General features: G+C 54.9%; 15 protein-coding genes. 9 read left to right on the forward strand and 6 right to left on the reverse strand.

The window, feature by feature from the left end; translation table 11 throughout:
* The first annotated feature begins 254 nt into the window (after positions 1–254).
* The 3 genes from ACG98I_RS09630 (at position 255) to ACG98I_RS09640 (ending at position 2,802) form a co-directional block, all read left to right on the forward strand.
* A complete protein-coding gene (locus ACG98I_RS09630) occupies positions 255–1,838 on the forward strand; it encodes a S1C family serine protease (protein ID WP_394720355.1) in 1,584 nt (527 codons plus the stop codon).
* A gap of 56 nt (positions 1,839–1,894) precedes the next feature.
* Positions 1,895–2,482: a molybdenum cofactor biosynthesis protein B gene (locus ACG98I_RS09635; RefSeq protein ID WP_394720357.1), complete on the forward strand. Its 588-nt coding sequence runs from the start codon at positions 1,895–1,897 to the stop codon at positions 2,480–2,482.
* Between the two features lie 101 nt (positions 2,483–2,583).
* Positions 2,584–2,802, forward strand: a complete 219-nt coding sequence (locus tag ACG98I_RS09640) for a hypothetical protein (RefSeq protein WP_394720358.1) — start codon at positions 2,584–2,586, stop codon at positions 2,800–2,802.
* 96 nt (positions 2,803–2,898) lie between these two features.
* Here ACG98I_RS09640 and mscL read toward each other — a convergent pair whose 3' ends face one another.
* From mscL to ACG98I_RS09655, 3 genes are all read right to left on the reverse strand, one after another.
* Positions 2,899–3,348, reverse strand: a complete 450-nt coding sequence (gene mscL / locus ACG98I_RS09645) for a large-conductance mechanosensitive channel protein MscL (RefSeq protein WP_394720360.1) — start codon at positions 3,346–3,348, stop codon at positions 2,899–2,901.
* Between the two features lie 195 nt (positions 3,349–3,543).
* Entirely contained in the window at positions 3,544–4,257 is a 714-nt protein-coding gene (locus tag ACG98I_RS09650) for an SAF domain-containing protein (RefSeq protein ID WP_394720362.1), read from the reverse strand.
* Between the two features lie 52 nt (positions 4,258–4,309).
* Positions 4,310–4,855 (reverse strand): 5-formyltetrahydrofolate cyclo-ligase, encoded by a 546-nt coding sequence (locus tag ACG98I_RS09655; RefSeq protein ID WP_394720364.1) that lies wholly within the window; start codon positions 4,853–4,855, stop codon positions 4,310–4,312.
* A 56-nt stretch (positions 4,856–4,911) separates the two neighbouring features.
* Between ACG98I_RS09655 and ACG98I_RS09660 the strand changes: the two genes are divergently transcribed.
* The 4 genes from ACG98I_RS09660 to glpR all read left to right on the forward strand — a co-directional run bounded on the left by ACG98I_RS09660 (position 4,912) and on the right by glpR (position 9,577).
* Complete coding sequence (locus ACG98I_RS09660; protein ID WP_394720366.1) at positions 4,912–5,835, forward strand: UTP--glucose-1-phosphate uridylyltransferase; 924 nt, start codon at positions 4,912–4,914, stop codon at positions 5,833–5,835.
* A 3-nt stretch (positions 5,836–5,838) separates the two neighbouring features.
* On the forward strand, positions 5,839–7,104 hold the full coding sequence (glp, locus tag ACG98I_RS09665) for a gephyrin-like molybdotransferase Glp (RefSeq protein ID WP_394720368.1): 1,266 nt from the start codon (positions 5,839–5,841) through the stop codon (positions 7,102–7,104).
* Between the two features lie 17 nt (positions 7,105–7,121).
* On the forward strand, positions 7,122–7,850 hold the full coding sequence (locus tag ACG98I_RS09670) for a GNAT family N-acetyltransferase (protein ID WP_394720370.1): 729 nt from the start codon (positions 7,122–7,124) through the stop codon (positions 7,848–7,850).
* A gap of 143 nt (positions 7,851–7,993) precedes the next feature.
* On the forward strand, positions 7,994–9,577 hold the full coding sequence (gene glpR / locus ACG98I_RS09675; RefSeq protein WP_394720372.1) for a gephyrin-like molybdotransferase receptor GlpR: 1,584 nt from the start codon (positions 7,994–7,996) through the stop codon (positions 9,575–9,577).
* 110 nt (positions 9,578–9,687) lie between these two features.
* On the opposite strand, the gene ACG98I_RS09680 is transcribed toward glpR, so the two are convergent.
* A complete protein-coding gene (locus ACG98I_RS09680) occupies positions 9,688–10,323 on the reverse strand; it encodes a DNA-3-methyladenine glycosylase I (RefSeq protein ID WP_394720374.1) in 636 nt (211 codons plus the stop codon).
* 119 nt (positions 10,324–10,442) lie between these two features.
* Here ACG98I_RS09680 and ACG98I_RS09685 point away from each other — a divergent pair, with 119 nt between their 5' ends.
* Both ACG98I_RS09685 and ACG98I_RS09690 read left to right on the forward strand, forming a co-directional pair.
* On the forward strand, positions 10,443–10,856 hold the full coding sequence (locus tag ACG98I_RS09685; RefSeq protein WP_394720376.1) for a DoxX family protein: 414 nt from the start codon (positions 10,443–10,445) through the stop codon (positions 10,854–10,856).
* A complete protein-coding gene (locus ACG98I_RS09690) occupies positions 10,843–11,532 on the forward strand; it encodes a hypothetical protein (protein ID WP_394720377.1) in 690 nt (229 codons plus the stop codon). Before ACG98I_RS09685 ends, ACG98I_RS09690 begins: the two co-directional genes overlap by 14 nt.
* A 27-nt stretch (positions 11,533–11,559) precedes the next feature.
* Here the strand turns inward: ACG98I_RS09690 and ACG98I_RS09695 are convergent, their stop codons facing one another.
* A complete protein-coding gene (locus ACG98I_RS09695; protein WP_394720378.1) occupies positions 11,560–12,714 on the reverse strand; it encodes an MFS transporter in 1,155 nt (384 codons plus the stop codon).
* A gap of 213 nt (positions 12,715–12,927) precedes the next feature.
* Positions 12,928–14,484, reverse strand: a complete 1,557-nt coding sequence (locus ACG98I_RS09700; protein ID WP_394720525.1) for a dolichyl-phosphate-mannose--protein mannosyltransferase — start codon at positions 14,482–14,484, stop codon at positions 12,928–12,930.
* Positions 14,485–14,496 lie beyond the last annotated feature (12 nt).

A 14,496-nucleotide genomic window follows, 5' to 3' on the forward strand; every position in this document is an offset into this window, starting at 1 on the left:
TGCAAGTCATTTACTCTTAAAGCACCGCGCAACTGGAATAGTTGCACGGTGCTTTTTGTTTTTGACTAATGCGTACTGCTTGTCTTTTAGGGATAATGGCGTGAAGTAAGCCTTGTTTGCTTAAGGCGTGCCACATGATTAAATCCAGCGTGATCTTCGCACCTGAGGGTACACAGGAAACGTTCAGTAACCCGGTTCCCGACTAGCAGACTTATTCCAGTCCTACTTAAGTTTTATGAGCGAGAATACCTAGTATGAATTCCAAAGATGACCACTCCGATTCCCCACAAAGCTACTCTCGTGGATGGAACCAGCCGCGTTCTGAGCATCCGGCAGACCCTTATGGTTCTACTTCACCCGAGTCTGGAAACTCTCCGGTAGAGCACACCCAAGAAATTCCGATCCAGGGCTCGGCGGGACAAGACGGAGGATCATCTGACTCCAGCCAATCGGGGTATGGCGGTGGCTCCTCCTATGGCGCTGCTCATAGCTCCAGTACGCCAAGTGGAAACTCGGGATTCGATGCTTCCGCTTATGGAAACTCTGCGCATGGCAGTTCGGCCTATGGCAATTCTGCTTATGGCCACTCGAGCTACGGAAGCACAGATTCTGGAGCAGGTGCTGCTGGCGCGAGTGCTGCGGGAGCTGGTTTCGCTGCAGCGGGAGCAGGCAATGGTGGTGGTCCGCAGGACCCCTTCAATACGCAGACTGTCGTTGATGGGGATGGGCCGAAGCCAAAGAAGAAACGAACCGTAGGTTTGGGCACAGCACTGGCGTTGATGTTGGTTGCTGGTATTGGTGCAGGCGGCGTAACTGGTTATGTTGTGGGCAATAATGCGGGAAACAGCAGTGGTACCTCTGTTAGCGACAACCTCAATAGCCAGCCGATAAATAACACCAATACCACCGGCGAGCAGGCTGAAGAAGGCACGACTGAGGCAGTGGCAGCAAAGGTGCTGCCAGCGGTCGTGGCAATCCAGGTGGTATCGGCAACCTCGGCATCGGAAGGTTCTGGCTCCATCATTTCTCCGGATGGTTATGTGCTCACTAACCACCACGTGATTGCTGGTGCTGAAGATGGCAATGGCATGGTTCAGGTCACCATGAACAATGGTGAAAAGCATGAAGCTGACGTCGTCGCTTCTGACGTCAACACCGATGTGGCTGTCATTAAGATTCGTGACGTCCAAGATTTGCCTTACCTAGAATTCGGCAATTCGGATGACCTACAAGTCGGCCAGGAAGTAGTTGCTGTGGGTTCACCGCTGGGACTTAACGCGACGGTGACCTCGGGTATCGTCTCAGCAGTTGACCGTCCAGTGCGTGCATCGCAGGGTGGTGGTGAGTCCTCGTTGATTGACGCCATTCAGACCGATGCCGCAGTCAATCCGGGTAACTCCGGTGGCCCGCTGGTGGATATGAACGGCAACTTGGTGGGTATGAACTCCATGATTGCTTCTCTGTCATCGGGAACGGGCTCTGAAGCAGGCTCGATTGGTCTGGGCTTTGCTATCCCATCGAACTTTGCGCAGCGCATGGCGCAGCAGCTCATTGAAAATGGGGAAGTGGTTCACCCAATGCTGGGCGTGCAGGTTGATGGTCGCAATCTCACCGATGGTGCGCCAATCGTCTCTGTAGAACCGGGCAGCGCAGCCGATGAGGCAGGGCTGGAAGAAGGAGACATTGTTACCCGCGTCAATGACCGTCAGATTGAAGACGCTGACTCTTTGATTGCATCCATCCGAGGCCACCAATTCGGTGAGACGGTCACCCTCGAAGTCACTCGCGAAGATGAAGATTCTTCCAGAGAGGTAGAGGTTACGTTGCCAGAAGAGTAGTTTAATAACCAGCGCCATATCGTCTAAAAGAACTACAACCACGAAGCGGGACCAAAATGACTTCTGATTCCAGCCCGGCGGCCGGGCTTGTCCACCGAAACACACTTCTGGAAATGGATGAACCAGACGACGCCTACTTGCTGGCATCGGAGAAGCAGAATACGCCTAAGGCTTATCGCAGAGCGCTTATCGTATTAGCCACCGATCACCCAGATGAATTGGCTGAAGACAATAGCAAATTGTGCACGGAGCTCCTCGCGGAAGCAGGATTTACCGTTGACGGCGCGATTACTGTGCGACTGAAGAAGTCGAAGATCCGTCAGGCAATCGAGACCGCCGTTGTCGGCGGCGTGGACTTGGTGCTTACCGTTGGCGGTGTTGGGGTTGGCCCACGCGACCGCGTGCCTGAGGCAACCCGTGCGGTATTAGACCAGATGGTGCCAGGTATCGCTCAAGCAGTACGTGCTTCCGGTCAGGCTTGCGGTGCGGTAGATGCCTGCACCTCCCGTGGTATCTCTGGTGTTTCTGGTTCCACCGTTGTGGTTAACTTGGCATCCTCGCGCGCAGCAGTTCGCGATGGCATGGCGACAGTTACCCCACTGGTCCACCACCTAGTGGAGCAGCTGCAGGAATACTCAGTTTAGAAAATAGAATTTAAGGCCAGCTTCCCGTCTGGGCAGATAAGTAGCCCGACGCGTAAAGCTGGCCTTTGTGATTGTGAAATTTTAGCTCCAAGGAGGATTGCGTGCCTCGGAAACGCCGACGGGTCTTTAGACAGTCTGATTCGCCAGATTATGACCGCACAGCCGATAAGCCGGATTTCATCTCAGCGTTCCCTGATGATGAAGACGCTGCGGATGCTACCCGCAGTGTAGAACTCGATGATGGCCTGCCAGACACGGGAACCGAAGATCGTTCATCAGAAGAGTTCTGGAAGCAGCAGCGCCCGCCTCATCACGGCTAAGTTAATCAGCGATATGGAATAAAGAAGTGGAGGGCACTACCAAAAGGTAGTGCCCTCCACTTATGTCTAGCTATGAGGCGAAGCGAATTTACATGCTTACTTCACGTCGTCGACAGGACCAGCAGTACCGGTATTGCCGGTGGTACCGGTGGTGCCATTCTGAGCAGCCATGAGGTCGCGGATCTCAGCGAGCAGCTCCTCGGAGGTAGGTGCTGGGGACTCCTCTTCAACACCGAGGCGACGCTTGTTCATCTCGTTGAGCTTGTTGATTGGAGCAACAATCAGGAAGTAAACGACAGCTGCGATGATCAGGAAGTTGATAGCAGCGGTGATGACTGCACCGAAGTCAACGAAGGTGGACTCACTATCGGTGATCTGGAAGCCCAGGCCGGTCATGTCGGAAGAACCGAAAGAGTTGATCAGTGGCTGGATGAGGGAGTCGGTCAACGCGGTGACAATAGCGGTGAAAGCGCCGCCGATGATGACACCAACAGCCAAGTCGATGACATTGCCGCGCATGATGAAGTCTTTAAAACCCTGAAGCATGTGAATTCCTTTTCATATATCTGACTGAGCTATTACTGTGACTTGATAAATCCGATAGGACTGTAACCACATTTAGTCGCATTGGCTAGCCAGCGGGTAAAAATGTGACAAGTAGCACTAATTGGTTTTGATTACCAAAATAAAGGCCTATAACGTGCAGATTTGGCTCACTGCGAATAAGTTTGCTGGTGAACGCTACTCAGGGCTTGCCTGTTGGACACTTGCCCGCCCGCCGGTAATGACAACAGTCAATGGTTGGGATAAAGAGGCGCTTGCCACCACTTGAGCCTGGTCTGCAGGCAACGCAATCAGGATGGTGGCGGGGCTGGCGGACGTGTCTGGATTATCCATGCTCGTGGCAATCACACGGGCATCTTCCGCAATTACCACCGGTGCAAAATGGCCTGGGGCGAAGTCATCTTCTTGGGAGGTGACGATATTGACGGTATCGCCATGGTGGAGCAAAGCAATTAAATCGGGCTCCGCCAGCTTCAGGGGGACCATATGGCCGTCTGGAACCAATGCGGACGTGAGTTCATCTCCAAGCACACGGAGTTCTGTCACAAATTCGCCTGCGGCAGCTGGCGCGGTAATAACCCGGCCGTGGAGAGACTCTGTGGAAGTAAAGGTGGCCGAACTAGGAATGGCGCTTTCTGCAATGCGGATTGTAGTGAGGTCTTCTGCACGAAGTTCAGCTCCGGCCTCGACATCACGAGCGAAGACCACTACCTCAGGGTTCTCGCGCATGCCACTGAGCGCAACCAAAGCAGCGGTGATGACCAGCGCTATGGCCAGAAAATTCCGTATTAATTGCGAACGCGCGTGACCTGGGGTGTGAAGAGTCCTCACCAGTCCCGGGGATCGCGGGCGTTTGTGGCCGCCGGTGGTATTGCGTTGAGTATGCGCCATACCTATATAAGACTACGCGGCCCTAAAGAAAGGTTCCGGGCGGAACCAGGATCTAATCAGTGATTACGGCATCAACCGGTTGATCATGATTGTGGTGGGGGACTTTCTCAATGACTTCTTCCGCGTATAAAACAGCGATCACGTGCGGGCGAGGATTCGCGGCAGCCAGCGCGCGGTCATAATAGCCAGCACCTTTGCCCAGACGCATACCAGATTGATCGACGGCAAGAGCAGGGGCGAAGATGATGTCTAACTCGGCAAGCTTCGTGCTGTCATATTTCTCACCCAGTGGTTCCAAAATCCCTAGTGCACCCGGAACCATGGAGTCGGAACCTTGATAAAGACACCACGTCAACTCACCTTCGGCACCAGAAAGCGGAAGCCAGACTTCATCAGCAGCTGCATGAAGCTTTTCCACAAATCCTTCGCCGCCTGGTTCAGATGGAAGCGGGTGATAGGCAGCAATCTTTTTGCCATCGAGGAGGGGAAGAATGGCATCGGCAAGCGCTGCATCCTTCGCCGCTTTGTGCTCAGCGGAAAGCTTCTTACGGGCGGCGGTATGCGCCTGGCGGATGTCCTTCTTTGTCAAAGCAACCATAAACACATGGTAGTGCCAACACGAGATGGGCGGGGGTGGAATGTAAGCTATTCGTTATGGTTAATGATCGCGAGGATGCTTCTGCGTGGGTTAGGACCGTTGTTGTTCCTGCTGCTGGAATGGGAACGAGGTTTTTGCCTGCGACGAAGACTGTGCCGAAAGAGCTTTTGCCGGTGGTGGATACCCCTGGTATTGAGTTGATTGCTGAAGAGGCTGCTGCTGTCGGTGCTGATAGGTTGGCTATTATTACTGCGCCTAATAAGCAGGAGGTTATGCGGCATTTTGAGGCGTTTCCTGATTTGGTTGAAACCCTTGAGGCGCGTGGTAAGCAGACGCAATCGCAGAAGGTGCAGCGTGCGCATTCTTTGTTGAACCCGATTGCGGTGGAGCAGGAAAAGCCGCTGGGTCTTGGTCATGCGGTTGGCCTAGCGGAATCTGTGTTGGCTGCTGATGAAGAGTTTTTCGGTGTGATGTTGCCGGATGACATTGTGTTGCCGATGACGGCGATGGAGCAGATGGTTGCGGTGCGTAATCGTCTGGGCGGTTCGGTGCTTTTGGCTGTGGAGGTTCCGCGTGAGCAGACCTTTAATTATGGTGTGTTTGATATTCAGGACACTGATGATGATGGCGTGAAAAAGGTCGTGGGCATGGTTGAGAAGCCGGACCCGAAAGATGCGCCGTCTAATTTGGTGGCGACGGGCCGTTATGTACTGGATCGTAAGATTTTTGATGCGTTGCGTCGCATCACCCCGGGTAAGGGTGGTGAGTTGCAGCTGACTGATGCGATTGAGTTGTTGATTCAGGAGGGCGAGCCGGTGCATATTGTGGTGCATGAGGGTGCTCGTCATGATTTGGGTAATCCTGGTGGCTATATCCCAGCAAATGTTGATTTTGGTTTGCGCTCTGAGGTGTATGGTCCTGCGTTGTATACGCAGTTGAAGAAGATTTTGGCTGATTACGAGGCAGAGAAGGGCCTATAAACTATGCGCTCCGTTGAGCAACAGCTGGCATTGGTAATGGATGCGGCGGTCAAGCCGGAACCGGTCCGTACGGCGATTGCTCATGCCTTAGGCCTCATGTGCGCCGAGGAAGTGCAAGCTAATCAGCCACTGCCCGGTTTCCCGCAGGCCGTGATTGATGGTTACGCCGTCCGCGCGGTGGACGTTGGTGGTGAAAAGGCCATCGGTGGCCAGAAACCGGAAGAGGGCGTTGAAGTTGAGCGTTCCCTGCCGGTTGTGGGCGAAGTGCCAGCCGGTTCCCGTCAGCCTTTGCGTCTACAGCCACGCCAGGCGGTGCGGGTTTATACCGGTGCGCCTTTGCCAACGCTTGCCGATGCCGTCTTGCCACTGGAATGGACTGACCGCGGACGCAAGCGTGTGACCGCGCACCGTCCGGTTCGCTCTGGCGACTTTGTGCGCCGTGTTGGTGATGACATCCAACCTGGCGATGTCGCTGTCTCCTCCGGAACTGTGCTCGGACCAGCGCAAATTGGTCTACTTGCTGCGGTGGGTCGTTCTAAAGTTTTGGTCTACCCACGCCCACGCGTGACCATTGTGTCTTTCGGTCGCGAGTTGGTAGACGTGGACCGAGAGCCTGGTCTGGGCCAAGTCTTTGACGTGAACTCTTATGCTTTGGCTGCTGCCGCGAAAGAAGCCGGCGCTGATGTGCAGCGTGTCGGCATCGCACAAGGCGAGCCGCGCCGAATCAAAGAAACCCTGGAAACTTATCTCTCCCGTTCGGAAGTCTTGGTTATTTCCGGTGCCGTTGGTGGTGCGGGCTCTGAGGTGATTCGCCAGGTACTGGATGAGCTCGGCGATGTTGATACCTCTCGTGTGGCGATGCACCCGGGCTCTGTTCAGGGCTTTGGCCTGCTCGGTGAAGACCGCACCCCGACCTTCTTGTTGCCATCAAATCCAGTCTCTGCCCTGGTGGTCTTTGAGACTTTCGTGCGCCCACTCATTCGTTTAAGCCTGGGCAAGCGCGTGGCTAATCGCCGTGTGGTTCGCGCCCGCGCGCTTAACCACATCGAGTCCCGTCCCGGACGCCGTGGTTTCATCCGCGCACGCTTGATGCGTGATGCGGAAACTTCGGACTACCTGGTGGAAGGACTCGCTGGCGCCACCGGTGCACCAGCCCACCTGCTGGCGGGTCTGGCTGAATCCAATGCGATGGTGCGCGTGCCAGAAGATGTCACTGCTATCCGTCCCGGTGATGTGGTGGACGTTATTTTCTTATCGCAGCGAAGCTAGCCAGGGTCGCGAGTACATTGTTCGATCCTTTTGGCTGGCGCTTAGCGCGCCTGAATGAGCCTGCGAATTCACAACGGCACCCTTATCACCCCGGGTGGCCGGAAGTCACGCCCACCATCGTGCTTCCGGAGACCAAACGTTTTCCACGCGGGGTCCGTCTGCGCCTGCGCCCTCTAACCCGTGGTGACAAGAAAGCGTGGCGTTCCCAGCGCATCAAGGATGAGCAGTTCCTGCGTCCAGTTGAACCGACCGCGGCGGGTACTTGGAAAGAAGCACACTCGGAGGCAGCCTGGCGCAGCCACCTTCACTATCTGGGTACCAGCGCCCGTGCGGGCCAAATTGTCCCGATGGTTATTGAGGTCAACGGCCGCTTTGCGGGTCAACTGACCTTGGGCAATATTCAGCACGGCGGAATCGGAGACTGCTGGATTGGCTATTGGGTCTTTTCCGACTACACCGGCTCAGGCGTTGCCACGGCAGCTTGCGGCTTGGGCGTGGATCACGCTTTCCGCCGCGTGGGCCTTCACCGGATCACAGCCACCTACATGCCAGAAAATCCCGCATCCGGCAAGGTCCTGGCAGCCAATGGCTTCCGTGAGGAAGGATTCCTGCGCCGCAACCTGCATATCAATGGCGCGTGGCGCGACCACCACTTTGTGGCTATCACCCGTGAGGATCATTCCACCACCGCGCTCGACCGCCTGTGTGCCTCAGGCCGGGTGCTGGGCCGCTTGGCACAGGGTTAGAATCTCCTGCCAATTGCCCGGATTTCGCCTTGATACTCCACAAATGCGGCGTGGCAGGGGAGCGGAATAATTCTGCGGACGTAATCTAGTGAGAGATTACAAAAAGCCCTTTACATCGAAATTTCGAAAGGTGGCCGAGACTCGTGTCTCCAGGTTTAGCGATTGTTCTGATCATCGTGCTGTGGCTACTGATTTTGGCCCCTGTTTTGTTGCGCGGTCAAAAGCCGATGAGCCGTACCGGTGAGGCCTTTGATGACACCCGTGTCCTTTTTGAAGGTGACTCCGGCGAGCTCGAATCCAAGCGTGGTCCGAAGCTCAGCGCTAAGGCTGCCCGCATCAAGGCCCGCAAAGAAGCTGCGGAAGCTGACTCTTCCGATTCATCTTCCAGTGATGCCGATGACGAAAACACGTCCGATGAAGCACCAGTAACTGCTGGTACCACTGGCACCTCTGAAGATAACCAGGCATCCGAGCCGCAGACTATCGCTTCTGCTGCTGCGCGCCTGAAGGCTCAGTATGATTCCGAGCTCGCTGATAACTCCCAATTTGACAACTCCGCCTCCACTTCAGCTGCGGCGGATAATTCCTCTGCGGATAATGCCTCCGCTGCAGAGGAAGCTGAGACCATCGAAGGTGAAGTGGTTGAGGATGATTCTCTCAGAGCTTCCTCCCAGACCAAGTCAGAACGCGATGCGGCAAACGCTGAAGACATCATCGATGCCGAAATCGTTGATGAGGAATCAGTAGCACCAGTCGAGGCTGATGCCGTCCCAGCCACTGCCGTCTTGGTGGATGAAGAAGATGAGCTGCTGGATGAGGAAGACGACATCCTGCTTGATGATGCTCCACGCGAAAAGTCATCCTCCAACAAGGATGAGGCAGAAACTTCTGCCGATGGTGTGGCTGCTTCTGAAGGCCAGGTCTTTACCGCACCAGCCAAGTCCGCTGTTGCTGACGATGCCTATGACATCGATGACACCTACCTGTCCCCGGTGGACATGATGTACCCCGGCGCTGTCGATGCCGAGCTCGAAGAAGACTTCGAGAATGACACTGAAAAAGTCACTGACTCCGCTGAAGGTGAAGACAACGCTGTTTCCATCGAAGATGGAGAAGCCACCGACGCTGAGCAAACAGAAAAGCCACAGGAACTTGCCGCTGAGATTGATGAGTACGGCGATGAGTTCGAGGCTGACGGCAACTTTGACTCTTCCTCCGACAGTGAGCTATCAGAAGAAGAGCTGGAGTTTGCACAATCCCGTGTGGGCCGCGGTGGCTGGGATCCGGAAGCCGATGCCGTGCAGAAAGCTACCCGTTACCAGCGCCGTCAGCGCACTCTGCTGGGACTAGCAGGCGTGGTTGTTCTGACCGTAGCTTTGGGTATCATCTTCGGCGGATGGCTGTGGTGGACCGCTGCTATTGCCGGTGGCCTTACCATTGCTTACCTGGTGGCTCTGCGTACTCAGGTTCGTCAGGAACAGCAGCTGCGTCAACGCCGTATCGCGCAGCTTCGCCGCGCACGTCTAGGTGTTCGTTCCGCCCATGATGAAGAACTAGCTATCCCACGTTCTCTGCGCCGCCCAGGTGCTGTCATCGTGGAAATTGATGATAATAGCCCTGATTGGGACCACTTGCCGGAAATCTACGAAGAGCACGAAGAGGTTCCTCATCCACCAGTGACTCGCCGCCAGCGCCGCGATGACCTCGCGGCCCGCCGAGTCGGCTAAGTAACATCTCAGCAAAGCACACGCGCATGCTAACCAAGAAGTACGAAAATTCTTCCGGACAGCATGCGCGTTTGATGTTTTCCGATAGTAGTTGGCCAGATAATACTTATTTAGCTGAGACGGGGAGGAACTTCGCCTCTAAGCGACGGCACTGGTTCAATCATTCCAATAGCTTGCAGCAGCGCCGCAACGAGCCGGGGGCCAATTTGGGTAAAGCCCTCGCGTTTGAGTTCTTTGGCTAGGTCTTTAATCCACGGGTTTGCCTCAATCAACTCAGGGACGCTTTCGCGCGGTTCTGCGGACTCCGACTGGTATTTCCAGATGGTTTCCACCAACCCGCCGGCGGTGCGCAACATGACTGTTGCCTGCGCATTGGTGATCGCTGCAGTAATCTTGCGGCGGTTCCGGATCATCGTCTCATCCTGCAATAAGGACTGAATGGTGTCCTCGCCAAAGTTGGCGACGATATCTGGGTTAAAGTCATGAAAGTGATGCCGCAATGAGGCACGCTTATTCAAAATCATGGTCCAACTCAATCCCGCTTGAAAACCTAAAAGGGCAATGAGTTCATAAAGGCCTTGTTCATCTTTGAGGGGCTTTCCCCATTCCTCTGCGTAATATTGTTGTGCTGCTGTCGAATATCGTGCCCAATCCGGGTAAGTATGTTCTGTGCTTGCAGTGGGAATATCTTCATTGGAATGGTCGTAAGGGTCTGTGTTTTGTGCATTATTTTCTCTTGTGGTCATGAAGATTTAGACTTCTGCATTCGCTGAGATGTTCCATTGCGTCAGTCCCAGGGGAAATCGATAAGGATTTCGCTCACCGGCTTTCGCTCATACCGGGGCAACCGGGTAATCTGATAGCCATGAACTCACCAATCGTCCGGGATGCTGCGCTTTTGATTTTCCGCGTAGTCCTTGGCTTGGTGTTTATTGCCCACGGCGTGGACAAGCTATTTTTCCCAGGCATGGATGACACCATCGGGCAGTTTTCTGCCTGGGATGTGCCGCAGCCACAGATTTTCGGCTGGGTCGTTGCTATCGGTGAATTGATAGCTGGGGCAATGCTGGTGATTGGCCTGTTGACCACATTCGCCGCAGGCATGTTGGCATTAATGTGCGCGCTAGCCGTCTACTTTGTTCACTTTGGCAATGGGGTTTTCGTCGCGGATGGGGGTTTCGAGTACGCCGTTGTTCTTTGCGTGGCATTATTGATGATTGTGGTATTTGGTTCTGGTCGTGCGAGTTTGGATGGGGTGTTAAACCGTGTTGAATCATGACCAGGTCCAAGAAGCAGTATCCGCCCGCATGGACGGTGAAGACTATGACCTTGCCGATGACGTGATTGATGCCCATATCTCACATTGCGATCAGTGCAAGGCTTTCCAGGAGCGCGCGGCAAAGCTGTCATTTTCGCTTACTCCAGCAACGCCCCTAGAACCGTCGACAGAACTCGCACAGACTATCTTGGCTGAGGTTGAGCCCGAGTGGCGCCGCGTCTCAGGTGGACGTTTGGCAAGCCTCGCCGGCGCGCGAGTAGCGCTGGTGATTCTAGCCATCGTCTTTTTTATCTGGGCCATTACGCTCATTATTGCCTCCGGCCCATTTACCGGTGTGGCTGAAGGCGGCACGCTGCTTAACCCAGATGCCGACCAAGTTGAAGCAGATCACCTCATTGAAGATGCTGCTCTGCGCCTCGGCCTGGCTGCTGGCATGATCTTTAGCGCTTGGCGTCCAAACCTGGTGGGCGGGCTATTGCCCGTGCTCACCACCGCATTCTTCTTCCTCTTTGGCTTTGCCATGCGTGACATCGCATTAGATAGCCTCAGCACCAGCCAGGTATATACGCTGGTGGGAATGGGCGCAGCGGCGTTAGTGATGTTCTGGACATGGCTTGCTGACCGTGGATACTTTATCCGCCAGATGTGGAAGAATCTCTCGGCCGACCCTTACTAGAGAAACCTATATCCAAAGCAAGGCTAGCTAGACGAGATAGCCGCGTTTGATTTGTAGTGCGCGGAGCACCGCTGAACTAAAGGCGAGTAATGCAATGACCACTAGAGGGGCGGAGTATCCGACCCGTGGAGTGATGAGGTCAAAGAGTACTGGGAAAGCGAACCCGAAGTAGGTAAAAACGTAGTAGATACCAATGCCTGTGCCGTGCTCTTCAACTGGCGTGTAGGTGTTGATTCCAAGGAGTCCTTCGCGCAAGCACAGGCCATAGGCGGTGCCTAGCAGAATTGCTGCGATGACGAAAGTGGGAATGGAGATGGTCTCTCCACCGAAGGCGGCTAGACCATAGCCCGCGGTGGCGAACAAAGCTCCAACAGTGCCAGACTTTCTGCCCCAAGCACGCTTGCGCCCGAGATACTGCGCAACCAAACCAGCGCTGAACGCGAGTGCGGCGGAAATGGCAGGCAAAAGAATCGGGCTATTGAAATTATCCGCGGCGCGGGCCGCCAGAACAACAATGGAAGTTGTAATACAGCTAAACACCCACAGCGCCATTGGTAGGGAGACCGCGAGCGCTTTACGCAGGCTGCGGTCTTGCGCCTTGATTGTCTCTGTACCACTATGTTCTGGTGCCCGAGGGGCATCACCCAGTAAGAGCCCTAGAGCTACAGCCAGCGCGGAAAGCAAAACGCTTAGCGCAAAGAGCAATTCGATGCTGTGCGTAAGGGCTCCAAGAAGACTGGCTACGATGGGGCCAACAGCAAATCCAAGGGTCAGAATGATTCCGGCAAGCGTTACACCATTGCCACCGCGTAACCTCCCGGACCATGCAGTACCGGCGCTGACAACCAACCCCACACCAACGCCGACGATGAATCTGCACAATAAAATAAGCGGCCCTTCATGCAAGAACACCAACATGAGATTGCCCAAAGCAGACAGGACTCCACCGGCCAGAACCACGAACCGTGGCCCCCAGCGGTCAGCTAGCATCCCTCCGATAAGCAGACATGGAAGCATGCCTAGTGCGTAAATCCCGAAGGCTGCGTTGACCAGAACGCTGGATACGCCCTCTTGGTCGCGAATGAGAACTAGTACGGAGGAGAAATGATTAGCCGCCCATCCAGCGGTAAAGAGCAGGAGAGCGACACCCACGAAGACGCGAGCAGTTTGACGGGAGCTCATGGCAAGAAACTCTAACCGCCTTTTCTATGGATTACAGCGGTTTGGGAATTCCACTGGATCCGAAGGCTGCGAAGTGTAGTTCTTCGCCTCGTGGGCCGATTAGTTGTGGATGCGTTGCCAAGTCAGGTTAAAGGCAAGTTACGGAGCAATTCAGAAGGCGTTCTGAAGCTAATTCATCTGCACTATTGATATCAAGGATGCAAGGCTGAGCTTTTAACGCCAGTTCGGCAACCACATTAGCGCTTCATACCAGGAATCGGGGATGGTGTAGCCATAGAGGATAGGGGAGAAATAGATGAACATGGCAACTACGGCGCCGAGATAGGTGTAGACCGCGAGCGTGCCCCACGGAAGGCGTGAGGGGATTAGCCAGGGGACTTCTTTGCCTTTGCCTACGAGCTGACCGAGCGTGAGCGCGAGGAGCACGATGATGAATGGAATTAGCGGGGCGGCGTAGAAGAAGTACATCTGACGGTCATAAGCCACCAGCCAAGGTAGGAAGCCGGCAGCGAAACCAATTAGTGGAGGGATGAAACGGCGATCGGCGCGCATTAGCACGCACCAGATCGCCCATAACAGAACTGGGATGACCAGCCACCAGATAATCGGGGTGCCGAAGAGGTAGATCATCTGTCGGCAGGAAGAACCGTTGAAGCACTCCAAGTCAGTATTGGAGTAATACAGAATCGGGCGGCCAGCGACCAGCCACTCCAGTGGCTTGGAATCCCAGGGGTGGTCATGTCCGCCAGAGGTAGTCAAAGACGAATGAAATTCCAGTACCGAGGAGTGGTAGTAGAAAAAGTTTGCCAGAGGATCGGGCAGCATGCGAAGCGATGAATCCTCTGGGATGGTTCCGTCTAGTGTGGCGTGACGGTACACGGCGGTTTCAGAGCCGAACCAATTACGCCAGCACCAGAAATAGATGGCCACAGGTAGGGCAACGATGGATGCTAGTGCAGCTGGGACATCGCGGATGAGTGTTCCCACAATATAACGCTTGATACTATAGCGGCGGCGCAGCCACAGGTCAGCAAAGACGGTGGTTAGACCGAAGAAAGCCATGTAGTACAGGCCAGACCACTTCACTCCTAGTGCAAGGCCGAGAGCAACACCCGCACCAAAGCGCCACCAGCGAAAGCCGATACGCGGGCCGAAAGGGCTGTCGCCTAATCCTTTTTGTTGCCATGCTGCATGCAGGCGGTTATGCACCTGTTGATGGTCACGCACCAGCGCCCATGCGGCGAGGACCACGAAGAAGGTGAGGAAGATATCCAGCATGCCGAACTTGGATGTCACTAGCAGTACGCCATCAAAGACCGCGATGATGCCCGCGAAAGTAGCTACCTTCCATGATGTGGAGAGGCGTCGGGCGAGCGACATGATCAAAAGGACGGTGCCAACGCCGAAGAGCGCTGCCATCACGCGCCAGCCCATCGGCGTATAGCCGAAGGCTGATTCACCCAGGGCGATGATTTCTTTCGCCAGCGGAGGGTGAACAACTAGGCCATAGCCGGGGTTGAGCTCACTTCCTTGCTTGGCAATATCCCAGGCCTGCGGCACGTAATGCTTCTCATCGAAGATAGGCGTGCCCTGAGATGTGGGCGCAGTTAACCCGATGAAACGCGTGATGAAAGCCGCGATCGCGATAATAACAGTGGAGATGAGATCGGCTCTGCTCCACAGGTACCTGCGGGGTGGCGCAGGCGGAGCTTGGACATGACGTCCTGCTTTATCTCCGGCGTGGGATAGAAGTGTAGGCACTTGTGCCATCATAATGGATAT

It is taken from the genome of Corynebacterium sp. L4757 (assembly GCF_043673995.1).
Classification (GTDB): Bacteria; Actinomycetota; Actinomycetes; order Mycobacteriales; family Mycobacteriaceae; genus Corynebacterium.